The sequence below is a fragment of the Sphingomicrobium marinum genome (assembly GCF_026157105.1).
In the GTDB taxonomy this organism is placed as follows: Bacteria; Pseudomonadota; Alphaproteobacteria; order Sphingomonadales; family Sphingomonadaceae; genus Sphingomicrobium; species Sphingomicrobium marinum.
This window is the reverse complement of record NZ_JANPVQ010000001.1, coordinates 2,046,719-2,062,087: the sequence shown is the minus strand read 5'-3', so window position 1 is coordinate 2,062,087 and position 15,369 is coordinate 2,046,719. Positions and strand designations below refer to the sequence as shown.

Annotated in this window: 16 protein-coding genes and 1 tRNA gene; 5 read left to right on the top strand and 12 right to left on the bottom strand. The window is 62.7% G+C overall.

Translation table 11 applies throughout. The features are described 5' to 3' along the window. Positions 1–38: 38 nt before the first annotated feature. From NUX07_RS10555 to NUX07_RS10520, 8 genes are all read right to left on the bottom strand, one after another. Positions 39–572 carry a GNAT family N-acetyltransferase gene (locus NUX07_RS10555; RefSeq protein ID WP_322597198.1) on the bottom strand — a complete coding sequence of 178 codons (534 nt, stop codon included), beginning with the start codon at positions 570–572 and terminating at the stop codon, positions 39–41. Between the two features lie 164 nt (positions 573–736). Next, a complete protein-coding gene (gene rpmA / locus NUX07_RS10550) occupies positions 737–1,006 on the bottom strand; it encodes a 50S ribosomal protein L27 (RefSeq protein ID WP_265530534.1) in 270 nt (89 codons plus the stop codon). Between the two features lie 2 nt (positions 1,007–1,008). Continuing rightward, positions 1,009–1,515 carry a 50S ribosomal protein L21 gene (gene rplU, locus NUX07_RS10545; protein ID WP_265530533.1) on the bottom strand — a complete coding sequence of 169 codons (507 nt, stop codon included), beginning with the start codon at positions 1,513–1,515 and terminating at the stop codon, positions 1,009–1,011. Between the two features lie 126 nt (positions 1,516–1,641). Further along, positions 1,642–1,977, bottom strand: coding sequence for a heat shock protein HspQ (hspQ, locus tag NUX07_RS10540; protein ID WP_265530531.1), 336 nt, complete (start codon positions 1,975–1,977; stop codon positions 1,642–1,644). A gap of 29 nt (positions 1,978–2,006) precedes the next feature. Continuing rightward, positions 2,007–3,305 (bottom strand): ATP-binding protein, encoded by a 1,299-nt coding sequence (locus NUX07_RS10535; RefSeq protein WP_265530530.1) that lies wholly within the window; start codon positions 3,303–3,305, stop codon positions 2,007–2,009. Further along, positions 3,302–4,003, bottom strand: coding sequence for a response regulator (locus tag NUX07_RS10530; protein WP_265530529.1), 702 nt, complete (start codon positions 4,001–4,003; stop codon positions 3,302–3,304). Before NUX07_RS10530 ends, NUX07_RS10535 begins: the two co-directional genes overlap by 4 nt. Positions 4,004–4,080: 77 nt before the next feature. Continuing rightward, a complete protein-coding gene (locus NUX07_RS10525; protein ID WP_265530528.1) occupies positions 4,081–4,569 on the bottom strand; it encodes an EF-hand domain-containing protein in 489 nt (162 codons plus the stop codon). A 114-nt stretch (positions 4,570–4,683) separates the two neighbouring features. Further along, entirely contained in the window at positions 4,684–5,376 is a 693-nt protein-coding gene (locus NUX07_RS10520) for an SDR family NAD(P)-dependent oxidoreductase (RefSeq protein ID WP_265530527.1), read from the bottom strand. Positions 5,377–5,508: 132 nt separating this feature from the next. Between NUX07_RS10520 and NUX07_RS10515 the strand changes: the two genes are divergently transcribed. The 4 genes from NUX07_RS10515 to NUX07_RS10500 all read left to right on the top strand — a co-directional run bounded on the left by NUX07_RS10515 (position 5,509) and on the right by NUX07_RS10500 (position 8,759). Next, positions 5,509–5,598: transfer RNA gene (locus tag NUX07_RS10515), tRNA-Ser, on the top strand. Between the two features lie 477 nt (positions 5,599–6,075). After that, positions 6,076–6,474 carry a VOC family protein gene (locus NUX07_RS10510; RefSeq protein ID WP_056019274.1) on the top strand — a complete coding sequence of 133 codons (399 nt, stop codon included), beginning with the start codon at positions 6,076–6,078 and terminating at the stop codon, positions 6,472–6,474. A gap of 300 nt (positions 6,475–6,774) precedes the next feature. Next, positions 6,775–7,950, top strand: coding sequence for an acetyl-CoA C-acetyltransferase (locus tag NUX07_RS10505; RefSeq protein WP_265530526.1), 1,176 nt, complete (start codon positions 6,775–6,777; stop codon positions 7,948–7,950). Between the two features lie 77 nt (positions 7,951–8,027). Beyond that, positions 8,028–8,759, top strand: coding sequence for an energy transducer TonB (locus NUX07_RS10500; protein WP_265530525.1), 732 nt, complete (start codon positions 8,028–8,030; stop codon positions 8,757–8,759). Here the strand turns inward: NUX07_RS10500 and NUX07_RS10495 are convergent, their stop codons facing one another. After that, complete coding sequence (locus NUX07_RS10495) at positions 8,760–9,473, bottom strand: PP2C family protein-serine/threonine phosphatase (RefSeq protein WP_265530524.1); 714 nt, start codon at positions 9,471–9,473, stop codon at positions 8,760–8,762. It abuts the gene before it with no gap. Positions 9,474–9,561: 88 nt separating this feature from the next. On the opposite strand from NUX07_RS10495, the gene NUX07_RS10490 reads away from it, so the two are divergent. Then, positions 9,562–11,625 carry a serine/threonine protein kinase gene (locus NUX07_RS10490; RefSeq protein ID WP_265530523.1) on the top strand — a complete coding sequence of 688 codons (2,064 nt, stop codon included), beginning with the start codon at positions 9,562–9,564 and terminating at the stop codon, positions 11,623–11,625. A 10-nt stretch (positions 11,626–11,635) separates the two neighbouring features. Here NUX07_RS10490 and NUX07_RS10485 read toward each other — a convergent pair whose 3' ends face one another. From NUX07_RS10485 to NUX07_RS10475, 3 genes are all read right to left on the bottom strand, one after another. After that, positions 11,636–12,484, bottom strand: a complete 849-nt coding sequence (locus NUX07_RS10485; protein ID WP_265530522.1) for a TIR domain-containing protein — start codon at positions 12,482–12,484, stop codon at positions 11,636–11,638. An 87-nt stretch (positions 12,485–12,571) separates the two neighbouring features. Continuing rightward, positions 12,572–14,086, bottom strand: coding sequence for an MFS transporter (locus NUX07_RS10480; protein WP_265530521.1), 1,515 nt, complete (start codon positions 14,084–14,086; stop codon positions 12,572–12,574). 92 nt (positions 14,087–14,178) lie between these two features. Continuing rightward, on the bottom strand, positions 14,179–15,189 hold the full coding sequence (locus tag NUX07_RS10475; RefSeq protein ID WP_265530520.1) for a LacI family DNA-binding transcriptional regulator: 1,011 nt from the start codon (positions 15,187–15,189) through the stop codon (positions 14,179–14,181). Between the last annotated feature and the right edge of the window lie 180 nt (positions 15,190–15,369).

Genomic DNA, 15,369 nt, shown 5'->3' with positions numbered 1-15,369 from the left:
TCCAGCGCTATATCTTGAGAAATCACCAAACAGCGCGCTTAGGCCGCGACCCGACCGGCACCCTCCGCCAGATCCAGCGCGTACATCAGCACTTCGGCCTCTTCGCCGCGGCCGCAGCTGTGGCGAATTGCCTTTTCGCCGGTGGCAACAAAGCCAAGCTTGCGCAGGACGCGGCCGCTTGCCGGGTTGTCGGTGAAGTGGCCGGCGACGATCTGGTTGAACCCTAGCGTCTTGGCGATATCGAGCGCGGCGAGGCAGGCTTCGGTCGCATAGCCCTGGTTCCAGTGCTTGCGGGCGATCCAGTAGCCGAGTTCTATCTCACCGCTTTTCATGCGGTCGAAGCCGAGGATGCCGACGATCTCGGCATTATCGCGCTTGGTGATCAGCATGACGGGGAGCTTGGCTGACGCCATTGTCGCCAGATGCTTTTGCGCGTCCTTGAGCCCGTATGGCCATGGCGCGCGCGCAAGGTTACGCACGATCTGCTCGTCGGCGATGGCGCGCGCCATCGCGGGCGCATCGTTGGACCAGCCGGGGCGCAGCAGCAGACGCTTGGTAACCGCGAACATCATTCTTCTCCTTGCCGCCCCGCTAGGGGGCCCAGGTGACAATTCAGGGAGAAGTTTCTGACAAACGAAAAAAAGGGAGAAGAGGGGCGGCCTCTTCTCCCTTTTAGTCTTGCTAGACTTGTCGGACCGTCCCTCCGGTGGGACCGCCCTTTAGCGACAAGTCCCGATTATTCAGCCGCCTCCGGCATAATGTCGACGTGCACGAATTTGCGGCCGAGTTTGCCGTCCCTGAACGACACGCGGCCGTCCGTAAGGGCAAAGAGGGTGTGATCGCGGCCGAGGCCGACGTTCGTACCCGGATAGAATTTGGTACCGCGCTGGCGCACGAGAATGTTGCCGGCAACGACCTGCTGCCCGCCAAACTTCTTGACGCCGAGATACTTGGGATTTGAGTCGCGACCGTTCTTGGACGAGCCGCCAGCCTTTTTATGTGCCATCGTTACTTCTTCTCGGTCTTCTTGGCCGCGGGCTTCTTGGCAGGAGCCTTCTTGGCCGTGGTTTTCTTGGTTGCCGCCTTCTTAGCAGGTGCAGCATCCTTTGTCGATTTCTTCGGTGCCGCCTTCTTGGCGGGAGCCTGCTTCGCTGCCGGCTTCTTGTCGTCCGACTTCGTTTCGGCCTTCTTAGCAGCCGGTTTCTTACCAGACGATTTACCGCCGATCGACACGATCTCGAGGATGGTGTGCTGCTGGCGATGGCCGCGCTTGCGACGATAGTTGTGACGGCGCTTCTTCTTGAAGACGGTCACTTTTTCGCCCTTGGCCTGGGCCACGATCTTGGCGCCGACGACCATCTTGTCGGTCGACTGCAGCTTCGAGCCTTCGCCCGCGAGCAGCACATCATCCAGATCGACGCTGTCGCCAGCTTCACCGTCGAGTTTCTCGACTACGATCTTATCTCCTTCGGCGACGCGATATTGCTTACCGCCGGTGCGCACGACTGCGAACATGGGCTCTTCTCTCAATTCATTAATATTGGCCGCGCCGGACCTCGTCCGCGCGGGGGATGGGGCCACCTATGGAAAGGCTGGCGACGAGTCAACCATTTGTGACCGGAAATTTACGCGAAAGGTGCCTTAGTGGCGACGTTCGGGGCGCAACTGATAGCGACCATCCGAAAAGCCGGTAAACAACGTGGGAATTGCGGGGTGGTCGACCTCGCCTTCCTCATCGTCGAGCACGAGGTTCTGCTGGCTGACATAGGCGATGTACGTCTGCTCCTCGTTTTCCGCCATCAAGTGGTAGAAAGGCTGCTGCTTGTGCGGGCGGATATCGGCCGGAATTGCCTCGTACCATTCGTCGGTATTGTCGAATTCGGGATCGACATCGAAAATCACGCCGCGAAATTCGAGAATTCGGTGACGCACGACATCGCCAATGGCAAAATTGGCGGAAGGAATTTTACTCAACATGGTGCAATGCAATGTAGGACGTCTGGCGCTCAGGACAAGCGCGGAAGTATGATGCGCGCTTCCAGGCCGCTGCCTTCTGCAGGATCGTCGAGCTCAAGCCGGCCGCCTTGCGCGCGGGCAACGGCGGCGACGATGGCAAGGCCAAGGCCATGACCGCCGGTTCCCCGGTTGCGCGAGGCTTCGAGCCGCTCGAACGGGCGCATCGCGGCTTCGCTCTGGTCGCCGGGGATGCCGGGACCATGATCGCGAATGACGATTATGGCGCTGTCGCCATCGGCGCGAACGGATAGTTCGGCGCGCTCGCCGTAGCGCAGCGCATTGCCGACAAGATTGTCGATCGCGCGGCGCAGCGGGCCGGGCTGCGCCGACACGCGGACAGGTTCGCTAGCGGCCAGCGTGAGCGCCGGGTCGGCGTGGTCGGCGACAATGGCCTTGGCGAGATCGTCGAGCGCGATGATCTCGGTCGATCCGGCCGCACGGCCGAGCCGGGCAAAGTCGAGCAATTGTTCGAACTGTGCATGCAGCGCTTCGATCTGGTCGATCAGCGCGGCGCGCTGGCTCTCGTCCTCCACGGTTTCCGCTTCGATCCGCAGCGCGGTCAATGGGGTGCGAAGGTCATGGCCGATCGCGCCCAACATCACGTCCTTTTCGCCCATCATGTCGGCGATGCGTGTTTCCATGCCGTTGACGGCAGCGATCAGCGCGCGGACGTCGCGCGGGCCTTCGACCGGGACAGGCTCAGGGACGTTGGTGCCATCGAAATTCTCGGCGGCCTTGGTGAGGCGGCGCATCGAGCGGCTGGTCCGCCGCAGCAGCCAGAGGGTGGGCAACAGTACGATCAGGCCGATGACGAAATATTGCAGGATTAGCGCGCCCAGCAGCGGGCCGAGCGGGCGCGGGCCACGGCCGCGGATCGAGACCCAGCGACCGTCTTCGAGCTGCGCGGCGGCGAGCAATGTCGGCCGATCACGGCCGCCGGGGTCCAGCGTCACGACCCGGATCTGCCGGGTAATCAGACCCTCGGCAGTAAGCGCTTCACCGATCACTCTTTCCGCGCTCGGCAGTCGCTCGGCTCTCTCCGGAATCGGCGAAATCTCGCTGATGGCCACGCGGCGCTGCCGCGCCATGCGCCGGATCATCGGCTGGTTTTCCAGCGCGTCGGCATTGTTGGCTGCGGTCAGCAGGCGCTCGGCGGCTGGCAGCGCGGCGCTGTTTACCAGCTGGTTCTGCCGGTTCTTGGCGGCAAAGACGAAATTGATTGCCTGCGCCAGGAAGAGCGCAAGCGCGAAGACCAGCGCAATCTGGGTCGCAAGCGTAAGCCGCTTCATGCGCGCTCCACCTCGGCGGCGAAACTATAGCCTGCGCCGTGCACGGTGCGGATGAGGCGCGGGCCCTCCTCGCCCAACTTCTTGCGTAACCGCAGGATCGCATTGTCGATCGCACGATCGAAGGGACCGGCCTCGCGGCCCTTGGTGAGGTCGAGCAGCTGGTCGCGCGACAGGACGCGCGCGGGGCGCTGGACGAGCGCGAGCAACAGTCGGAAGTCGCCGCTGGTCAGTTCGACCTCCTGACCGTCATGCAGCAGCGTCTGGCGCGTGGCGTCGAGGATAAAGTTCTCGAAGTGGTAGACCTCGGTCTCGGTTCTTTCGTCTTCGCGGTCGGCGCCGGTGCGGCGCAGGATAGCCTTCAGCCGGGCGAGCAGTTCGCGCGGATTGAAGGGCTTGGTGAGATAATCGTCAGCACCCATTTCGAGCCCGACGATGCGGTCGATATCTTCAGCCTTGGCGGAAAGGAACAGGATGGGCAGCGCGCCGTCGGCGCGGATCGAGCGGGCAAGCGAAAGCCCGTCTTCGCCCGGCATCATGATATCGAGCACCGCGACATCGAACGCGCCGCCCGCCAGCGCCTCGCGCGCCTTGGCGGCGTCGGCCACCGCGGTCACGCGCATTCCCTCTTTCTCCAAGTAGCGCTGGAGCGGAGTGCGGATCGCGGGCTCGTCTTCAACGATGAGGAGGTGCGGGCGCATATCGGTATCCTTGATGAAACATGGGGACCGGCGATGCCAGCCCCCACGTTCCGGTCGGGCCAGAGCGAGGGCTTCGCTTACTGGCCGCGGGCACCGCGCGCGGCTTTGCGGGCTTCGCGCGCTGCGGCACGTTCTTCGGCGCTGATCGCACCGTCGCCATTGGCGTCATGCTTGGCAAATCGCTCCATCATCGGGGCGCTGAATTCGGCGAACGTCAGCTGGCCGTCACCATTGGCATCGGCGCGTTCGAACATCGCGCCTTCACCGCCGTGCATGCCGCGCTTGCCGCGCATGCCGCGATTCTTTCCTTCGCCGCCAGCGCGTCGTTCGGCCATCATGGCCTTCATCTTTTCGCGCGCTTCAGCGGCTTCGGTCTGCGTGATGGCACCGTTGCCGTCAGCATCGAGCCGGGCGAAGCGCTGCTGCGCCTGCGCTTCGACTTCGCTCAGCTGGATCAGGCCATCGCCATTGGTATCGGCGCGCGTGCCGCGCTCGCCAGGCTGGGCAACAGCCATGGCAGGGAGGGAGAGGGCGGCAGCGACGCCGATCACGAGAAACTTTTTCATAAACGCTTTCCTTTCACAAACAGGCGGCGGGGGAGCCGCCAATGCATGCCTTATGCAGGCGAAAGGTCGCGATAATTTGTCAGGGGGCTGCGACATTGTCGCAAGATGTAACGACTAGGGCAGCACCTCTTCGCCCGCCCAATCATAATGCTTGCCGCTATCGTCGGGTGTAGCCTCCGCCATCACCGCAATCAGCTTTTCGGCGCTATAGTCGGGGGTAAAGAGTTTGCCGTGGGGCACGTTGCCCTGGAACGGCCCGGACAGGTCGGTATCGACCGTGCCGGGATGAAGCGCGAGGGCGACAAGGTCCTCGTGCGTGCGGCCAAGCTCGATCGATAGCGTACGGATGAACTGGTTGAGCGCGGCCTTGGAGGCGCGGTAGCCGTACCAGCCGCCCAGCCGATTGTCCGAAATCGACCCGACGCGCGCCGAAAGCACAGCAAAGACGCTGCGCCCCTTGCGCGGCATCAGCGGCAGCAAGTGCCGCGCAGCCAGCATGGGGCCGATCGTGTTGACAAGAAACACCTGCTCGAGCGGAAATTTCTCCAGCATCTTCCAACTCTTTTCGGGCCCGAAATCGTCGCTATGCAAGATGCCGGTGGCCACGAACACGAGATCGAAGGGGGCGTTCGCCTTCAATGCTTGAGCCGCTGCTGACAGGCTGGATTCGTCGGCGAAATCGATCGGCGGCTTGCTGGATCGCGACAGCCGCGTGACCCGCGTGCCCTGGCTTTCCAGCCGGTCCGCGATAGCGCCGCCGATGCCGCCCGGGGCACCGACGACGAGAGCGTTGGAAAAATCGGTCATGCCACAAAAATGGGCGGCGAGGCGGGCCGTTCCAGACGGGCTATCGTCTAGGGCCTTTTCAAGCCGTCCAAGCGCTGCTAGAGGCCCGCTCCGACCAAGGGCTAACCCGCCCTGAACTCACTGACATGCGTTGGAGAGGTGCCGGAGTGGTCGAACGGGGCGGTCTCGAAAACCGTTGTGCCCGCAAGGGTACCGTGGGTTCGAATCCCACCCTCTCCGCCATGTTCCTTGTAGAAGCTGCGCAACTGCTTCTTCAGGGAACAAGTCGGTGAATTCACGGTCGAATTCCGCCTCATCAGGGAACTTGTACATCGTCTTGCGCGGTCAATGTTTTTCCAGCGCCTGACGCTCCGACTAGCCCGACTAGCATCCAATCTTTTCGCATAAAATGTTTCTTCGACTCAGAACTTAATTTTCGAGGCGATGCAATCTCTACCAGCGGCGTCCACGAAGGCCTCTACTGCAATTTAGGATGCGTCATATCGGTATTGTTCTTCCGCCCCCAGACTGACATAGCAACCGCTTCCGGCGGCTAGCCAACTGTATGTCATCTTTCTGGTTCCGGAAGCCGGAAGCGGACAGTCAGCTACCGACCCCATAGCGGACATTCCGAGGGCCGGGGGTGACTGCAGGTTACGTGCCTGTTAGGTGAGACCGCTAATGGCGATCGGAAGTCGATCAGCCTTCAGGAGAGTAGATGTGCTTTTTCACACCATGGTCGGATCGAACGATATTGAACGATCCAAGCGCTTCTACGACACGGTGCTCGGCACCTTGGGTGCAGGGGAAGGGACGCGGAACATCGCCGACAGCGGCCACACCCGTCTGATCTACAATAACGGCGACGGAACCAACTTCATCGTCAGCCAGCCGATCAACGACGAACCGGCAAGCGTCGCCAACGGCAGTACAGTCGCCTTTTCCTGCGACTCGCCCGAGCAGGTGAAGCAGCTTCACGATACCGCCGTTGCCGCTGGCGGAACCTCGATCGAAGCTCCGCCCGGACCGCGCGAAACTGCCTCCATGGGCACCATCGAACTGGCCTATTTTCGTGATCCCGACGGCAACAAACTGTGCGGAATTCATTTTCCTGCCTGATCCGTCCGGCACGGGTCTGCTTCTAAACCTAGCGGACTTCGATCATGCGATCCCGCGAATGTCCGCTTTCCACCCCATTGCAGCCATTCGCACGGCATATCTAATAACCCAAAAGCCGTCGTTTCCGTGGGCGTTTGAAAAGCTATTCCAATTGTGAGGAAAGTGCGAACTAGTCAGCACACACCGCCATGCCAAAAAGGCCGTCCCGCCGGGGCGGCTTTTTTGATTCTGAAGCCAACCCCGTTGTCGGCTGGCCCGCGACCGCGCTAACGCAGGCGCTCCACTTGCAGGAGCCTATAGATGCCACACGCTTTTATCGTCGCTGCCAAACGTACCGCGGGTGCCAAGCGTGGCGGGGCGCTGCGCGGTTGGCACCCGGTCGACCTGGGCGGCGCCATCCTCGACGCACTGGTCGCCGACAGCGGAATCGATCCGGCGGTGATCGAAGACGTCATTGTCGGCTGTGTCAGCCAGGTCGGCGAGCAAAGTTTCCATGTCGGTCGCAGTTGCGTGCTCGCCTCCAAGCTTCCTCAAAGCGTTCCCGCGGTGACGATCGACCGGCAATGCGGCAGCTCGCAGCAGTCGCTCCACTTCGCCGCGCAGGCGGTGATGAGCGGGACGCAGGATGTCGTCATCGCAGCGGGTGTCGAAAGCATGACGCGGGTGCCCATGGGATCGCCGTTCATCCTGCCCGCCAAGGCGGGGCTTGGCGAAGGCCCGTGGAGCAAGGCGATCCTCGACCGGTTCGGCGTAACCGAATTCTCGCAATTCACCGGCGCGCAGATGATTGCCGATCAGTACGATTTTTCGCGCGAGCAGCTGGATGCCTTCGCGCTCGAGAGCCATCGCAAAGCCACCGCCGCCACCGAGGCGGGCGCGTTCGATGACGAGATTCTCGTCCTCGACGGGGCGGACAAGGACGGCAATGCGATCCGCCATGACAAGGACGAAGGCATCCGCGCCAACGCGTTGATGGAGGGACTCGCCGGACTCGATCCGCTGACCGAGGGCGGGGTGATCACGGCGGGCAATGCCAGCCAGATCTGCGATGGCGCGTCGGGCGTCATGGTGGTCTCGGAGCGCGCGCTCAAGGAGCATGGCCTGACCCCGCTGGCGCGTGTCGACGCCTTGGCCGTCACGGCGGGCGACCCCGTCATCATGCTGATGGAGCCGGTGCCCGCGACCGCCAAAATCCTCGAACGATCGGGCCGCAGCCATGACGATATCGATCTTTACGAGGTGAACGAGGCCTTCGCGTCGGTGCCGTTGGCCTGGTTGGCGGAGACCAAGGCCGACCCTGACAGACTGAACGTCAATGGCGGTGCGATCGCTCTGGGGCATCCGCTCGGGGCGACGGGAACCAAGCTGATGACGACGCTCATTCATGCGCTGCGCGCGCGCGGCGAGAGGTTCGGATTGCAGACGATGTGCGAAGGCGGCGGCATCGCCAACGCTACTATCGTGGAGGCGCTGTGACGCGCGGCGTCCTGATCGCTAGGGCTTGCCAGCTCTTCTGGACTGAACCCGTCGCGCCAGAACCGCGTTAGACCCCCATGGCCTACGGCGAACAAACACCTCCTGCGCAGCGTGTCGGCACGCTTTTGCTCGTCCTGCTGCTGCATGCTGCGGTGGCAGCGGTGGCGCTGCTTTTCGGTACGGTCGGTGGGGACGAGGTCGCCAAGGATCCGCCGCTCGACACGTTCGATATCGCGTTGCCCGAGCCGCCACCGCCCGAAGTCGATATCGACGATCCCGACCAGGCGACCCCGCGTGAGGAAGGCGCCGCCAGCGAAGAGAATATCGAAAGCGAGGCCACGCCGGTTGAGGCGACGGTGGTGCGCACGCCGACCCGCAATAGGGTGCCCGCATCGCAAACGCCCAACGAAGGCCGCGATACGACCCAGGGCGCCAGCGACCGTCCCGGCGAAGGCACGGGCGCGGGCGGGCGCGGCGATGGCACCGGATCGGGCAATAGCGGCACCGGGCTTGGCGGCGGTGGCGGGACGCGGCCGAGCGTTGTGCAGGGCACGACGCTTACCGCCCGCGACTATCCGCGCGACATGCGCCGACGCTGGCCGTCGGGCGGGCGCGTACTGGTTGCGGTGCGGGTGCAGGTCAATGGCCGTGCGACCGACTGCCGCGTCAACGTCTCGATCGGCGATCCGGAGATCGATGCCGAAACCTGCCGGCTGGTCGAACAAAAGGTGCGGTTCAATCCGGCGCGCAATGCGCGCGGCGAACCCTATGTCGCCTGGTATGGCTATATGCAGTATAATCCGGGCTGATCAGCCGACGCGGATTACCTGCATTGTGACATTGTCGGGCGCGCCGCGCTGGAGCGTCATATCAAGCAAAGCATCGACGGCCTGCATCGGGTTGCGGCTGGTCACGATGTCGAGGATCTCGAATTTCTCCACCACTTTAGTGAGGCCATCCGAAGCGATCACGAATATGTCGCCCGATTGCGCATCGCCGATGCGCGTCGCGACCTTGAGCGTCTCTTTCGCGCCAACCGCGCGGGTCACGACATTGGCATCGGGGTGGTGCTCCGCATCCTCGATCGCCAGCATGCCTGCGTCGACCAGGTCCTGCACCAGGCTGTGGTCGCGGGTCAGCTGGGCAATGGCGCCGTCGCGTACGCGATAAGCGCGGCTGTCGCCCGCCCAGAAAACCCCGAACTTCGCTTCCTCGAGGACAAGTCCGACGACCGTGGTGCCGATCGTGCCACTTTTCCCGCCTTCCTGCGCCATGGCGACAAGTTCGTCGTTCACTTTTTCGAGTATGGCCGAGGCTCTATCCAAGCGGTCCTCGACAGTGCCTTCGGATAAATCCTGCCCGAGGCGATCGACAACCATCTTGGCGGCGACATCGCCCGCTTCGTGCCCGCCCATCCCGTCGGCGACCACCCACAAAGCTCGATCGCGCGCGTCGAGCAGTGCGTCCTCATTATGCTGGCGTTTCAGTCCGACATGGGTCGTCCCGGCACTCAGGAAGCGCATGACCATACCCCCTCTACGGTACCGCAGACTAGAAACTAACCCATGTTTATGCAATTCTTGTCACCGGATGCCATTTGGGGGGCACAGGATGAGCAAAGCCTATAGCAACAAGGCACTGCCGGTGGGCACCGTGCTGCGTGAATGGCGGCTCGAAGACGTGATTGGCGTAGGCGGTTTCGGCATCGTCTATCGCGGGCGCGGTATCTATTTCGACGAGCTTGTCGCCATCAAGGAGTATTTCCCCAGTTCGATCTCGGAGCGCGAGGAAGACGATACGGTCGTGCCGGTCGACAGCGATGCCGAGGAGGTCCACGCGCTCGGCCTCAAGAAATTCGTCGAGGAAGCGAAGCTGTTGTGGAACCTGTCTACGCCGTCGCGTCATCCCAACATCGTGTCGGTGCGCAGCCTCTTCGAAATCCACGGCACCGCCTACATGGTGATGGACTTCGAAGACGGGCAGTCACTGTCCAAGCAATTGAAGGACGGCAAGAAATTTGACGAGGCGAGCTTATCGGCGATGATCCTGCCCATCGCCGAGGGCCTTGAACGCGCGCATCGCGTGGGCGTGCTTCACCGGGACATCAAACCCGCCAACATCATTGTGCGCGAAGATGGCAGCGCGGTGCTCATCGATTTTGGATCGGCGCGCTTTGAAAGCGGCGACGCGACCTCCACAAAGGTCACGTTCCATACCCCGCCATATGCGGCGATCGAACAATATGTGAAGACCTACGACCAGGGGCCGTGGACCGACATCTACGCGCTTGGCGTCGTGCTGTACGAGTGCGTGACGGGCGAAAAGCCCTTGGAAGTGCTCGAGCGCATGCACGGCGAAGACGACACGCCGCTGGCAGAGCGCGACCTGCCCGGATATTCGCAGGAATTTCTCAAGGCGATCGATGCCGCAATGGTCATTCGGCCCGGTGACCGACCGCAGTCGGTAGCGCAGTGGCTGCCCCTCTTCTCAGGCGGCATCGAGCCGGCCGACGATGGAGACGCCACACGGATCGCGCCCATGATGGACGATCCGCACGACATCCAGCCGGTGCAGCCCGCTGCCGATGCCGATGCCGTCCCCGATGCTCCTGAGGACGCCACGTTCAAGATGGCTTCCGGCGAAACGCGCGCTGGCCTTTACGCGAAAGACGATGCTGCGGCCGAAGCTGCGGATGCGACGGGGGACCCGCCGGACACGTCTCAAACAAATGACGACCAGCCCACGCAGGCGGACGCTGCAGAACCTTCCGAAATCGATGCGATGGCGGGCGAGGCGCTCGGATCGGGCCCCGATCGCAGCGAATGGAAGAAAAAGCCCGCTTTGCCCTGGCCCGATGAAGGCGAGAAAGCGGCGGCGGCGGCAATCGCCGCGGCGCGCGGCAAGGTGGCCGAGGCAGAGGCGCCGCAGAAGGAAAATGCGGACGCTAAGGGCAAAGCTAAGACAACGGTGGCTGCGGCAAAGTCCAAGAACCAGTCGAGTGCGCGCCCGAAATGGTTGGTGCCGGCGGGTGTCGCAGCGCTGCTTGCCATTGTCGCTCTTTTCCTGCTGCGCCCGAGTGACGATCCCTTCGCCGAGATCGAAGAGGCGCCGATCGCGATCGACGATGAAGGTATGGAAGAGGTCACGCTGGAAGACGGCAATAGCGTGGCGCCGGACGACGAGGCAGACACCGAAGAAGTCGCCGAGGATGACACGCCGGCAGAGCGACCCGAACGCACTGTCGAGCGTCAACCGAGCGACGAACCTGCGCAATCGCAGGCCGCCGCGCAGCAGCCGACGAGCGCGCCCGCATCGACCTTCTCGCAGCCGAGCGCGACGCCTGCCGCGAGCGCCTCTGCGGGCGTGACCGCTGCGCAGCGCAATCGCCTCGCCGCGATCGTCAGGGAAGGCGAAGGGCTTGCCGACGAGGTGCAGCGCATGGCGCGCGGCCGGCGACCCGGGCGAAGCGCCTCGGATGCGCAAAGGGCCGGCTACGATACGCGCCGCGCCAATGCAGAGCGCGCCGAAGGGTATGAGGATTATCTCGGAACGCTCAGCAATTCGATGCGCGGCGTGTCTACGCGCGCAGAGGCCGATCGGCTGATCCGCCAGGCTGAACAGACGCGGCAATATCTCGTCTTCCTGCGCAACAACAGCGCCTCGACAGAGCGTTGAGGATTCAGGGCTAGGCCTGCAGGTCGGCGCGCGAGCGTAATTCGTGGATGAGGCGGCTCTTGCCCACGCGCAGCTCCGATCCGATGGGAAGCCGCATTGTCTTCTCCACGCGCTCATTGTCGACATAGGTGCCGTTGGTCGAATTGAGGTCGGACACCTCAAGCTCGTCATCCTTGATTTCGACCAGACAATGACTGCGCGAAACACGCGGATCGGACAGGATCAGGTCGGCCGGCGAAGCGCGCCCGATTTTGAGCCCCAGCGGCCCTACGACATGTTTTCGCACGCGCTCGTCACCGTCGGTCAGTTCGAGCACGTGGACTTCGCTTTCTTCTAGCGGCGCGGCGGCCTCGGTGAAAAACTGCGTGGGCTCGTTCGGATTTGCATCTTCCGCCGCCATGTCTCGTACCGGGCGACGCCCCGATAGCGGCGTATTGGTTGCCGCTGGTTGATCGCCGACCTTGAAGCCGATCAGGCGGCGCACGTCGGTGACGAGGCCAAGCCAGTTCGGGTTGGACAGATTGCCGTCCCACGTCGACAGGTCCGAGGTGTGATGGAGTTCGAAGGCGATCGGCAGTTCGCAGCTTTCGATCACCGCGGGCACGAGTTTCTTGCGACGGTCGCCTTGCGTGGCCTCGGCGCGCACCCAGCGCGATCCGACCGAGTTGGGTGACCATAGCACGATGACGGCCTTGGATCGGCGCAGATTATGCTCGATCATCTCGTCGAAGGTTTCGCCCGAATGCAGTTCGGCGTCCCACCAGACCGAAAAGCCCTCGCGCTCGAGCCCGTGGCTGACGCGCTGCGCCACCGCGCGATCCTCGCGGCTGTAAGACAAAAAGATATCGGGTGCGCTCAACGCACGTCCCCCAGCAAATGGCCAACGCTTCCGAAAAACTAACCTCAGTTAAAGCATATGGCATCGCCGGAGGGGGCGCAAGCGTGCTTATCCGGGCTGTTCTTCCTTCACGCGCAGCATGGCGAGCGCGGCGAGCGTCATCACCGTCGCGGCAAAGCCCATCGTCAAAATGGGATCGTCCGGGAAGAAGTTGATCAGGATCGTGCCCATCACGGTCGCGACCAACAGCTGCGGCACGACGATGAAGACGTTGAACAGCCCCATGTAGATGCCCAGCTTTCGCTGCGGCAGGTTCGACGCAAGGATGGCGTAAGGCATGGCGAGGATCGATGCCCAGGCGATGCCGACACCGATTTCCGAAATGAAGAGCATCTGCGGATCGGTGAAGATGAAGAAGCTGGCATAGCCCGCCGCGCCGCACAGCAGCCCGACCATATGCGTCTTAACCTTGCCGATGACCTTGGCGAGCCACGGCAGCAATGCCAGCGCCGCCACGGCTGCCACCCCGTTATAGGTGGCGAACAGGTCGCCGACGAAGTTGCCGGCATCCTGGTACGCTTCGCTCGACGGATCGGTGCTGCCGAAGAATTTCTGCGCGACAACGGGGGTCGTGTAGATCCACATGATGAAAAGCGCGGACCAGCTGAAGAATTGCGTCAGCGCGAGCTTTTTCATCAGCTCGGGCATCCCTGAAAAGTCACCGACAATCTGGCTGAGCATGTTGGAGCTGGCGCCGGCCTTGGCCATGTTGATCGCGACCATCGAGGCAATGCCGTACGCGCCCAAAAGCGCTGCAAGCAGATACATCTCCTTTTCGAATCCGCGCCAATAAACGAGGCCGGCGAGCGCGGCGCCGGCGACGACCCAGACACTGGCGCTTTGGTAGGTCCGGGCAGCGAGGGCACGGATGGTCTGGCCGGTTGCCGCTTCAGGCTCTTCACGGCCATCGAAACGTGCCATTTCCTCAGGATCGTATTCCTTCGTCGTCACCACGGTCCACAGCACAGCGAGGAAGAGCGCGGCACCACCGAACCAGAAGCTGTAGCGAACGGTATCGGGTATGCCGCCATCGGCTGCGACATTGGAAACACCCCAAGCGTCGAGCATGGTGGGGAAGAGTGAGCCGACCACAGCACCGACGCCAATGAAGGCGGTTTGCACCGCATAGCCCGCTGTGTGCTGATCCTTGCGCAACATATCGCCGACAAAAGCGCGGAACGGCTCCATTGAAATGTTGAGCGAGGCGTCAAGCACCCACAGCAATATCGCCGCCATCAGCAATAGTTCGGATAGCGGCATGAGGAAGAGCGAGAGGGCGGCAAGGACTGCGCCGACAAGGAAGTAAGGGCGTCTCCGACCCAAACGGCCAAGCCACGTGCGGTCGGACATGTAGCCGATGATCGGCTGGACCAGCAGGCCGGTAAGCGGCGCGGCGACCCACAGTGCCGGAAGGTCGTCGAGCGAAGATCCGAGCGTCTGGAAGATCCGGCTCATGTTCGCATTCTGAAGCGCGAAGCCGATCTGGATGCCGAAGAAACCGAAACTGATATTCATGAGGCCCGCCAGCGACTGGCGCGGCTTTTGGGCGACCGCCTGATCCATCACACCCCTCCCAAGGCTATGCTGCGAAAACGCTGGCAGAGGGTCTTTCAAATGACAATGGCGCGAACGCATGCATGCGTATGCAGTAGGCGTCAGCTAGACGCGCGGACCTTGAGTTCCACTGGCAACAGCACGCTATCGGGTGCCCGGTCCTGCAACTTGTCGAGCAGCGTATCGACCAAGGCTTCTGCCGCGCGTTTGGCATCCTGGCTGACGCTGGTCAGCGCGGGCTCGCTCAGCCGCGCGGACGGGCTGTCGTCAAAACCGACGATCGCGACATCGTCGGGCACCGTCATGCCGCGCTCCTTGAAATAGCGCATCGCGCCGATGGCAATCTGGTCGGACGCGGCAAAGACGGCGTCGAAGTCCTTGCCCGAACCAAGCAGCGTCCTGGCGGCAGCGGCGCCTTCCTCTTCGGTCGGTAGCGCGTCGATCGATGCGACGATCTCGAGCCCGTCTTCGGCGAGCGCTCTGGCAAGTCCGTTGCGGCGTTCGAGAAACTCAGGCGCAATATCCCTGGCCGTGCCTAGCATGGCGATCTTCTTTCGCCCGCGGTCGACGAGATGGCGCCCGGCCAGGTAGCCGCCGTGCTGGTTGTTGGAGCCCACCGTCGTACCAATCTGGCCTTCGACCACCGCGCCCCAGCGCACGAAATGCGTGCCCTGCTTGACCAGTTGTTCGAGCCGCGGCTTGGCCTGCAGGTAATTGCCATAGCCGAGCAGCAAGATGCCGTCGGCCTTGCGGCTGTCTTCGTAATCGACATGCCAGTCGGCAGAGAGCTGCTGGAAGCTGATGAGGAGGTCGTACCCTGCGCTCGCGCAAGCGCGGGTGAGCGCGCCGACCATCGACAGATAGAAGGGGTTGATCAGCGTATCGTCGGGCGTGGGATCTTCGAAGAAAAGCAGCGCCAGCGTCTTCGATTGGCCGCTGCGCAAGCGTGATGCATAGCGGTCGACCGTGTAGTTGAGCTCCTTGGCGGCGGCCAGCACCTTGTCGCGGGTTTCGTCCGACACCGAAGGGTTGCCCGACAAGGCGCGGCTGACGGTAGGCTGGGACACGCCCGCGAGCGCCGCAATATCGAAGCTGGTCGCTTTTCTCTGCATTACCGATCAGGCTTGATTCCGTTGCACCAAAGTCACGCTTTGTACTTCTGAGCGGCAGCCTAGTGGGTCTGCATACGTATGTATAGCGCGATGCCCTTCCGCGCTGTCAAAGCTTTGGCAATACTATGTCATCGAAGCGTCACCCGGGGCCAAGGACGGGGGCGCCAACATGTCACGGAG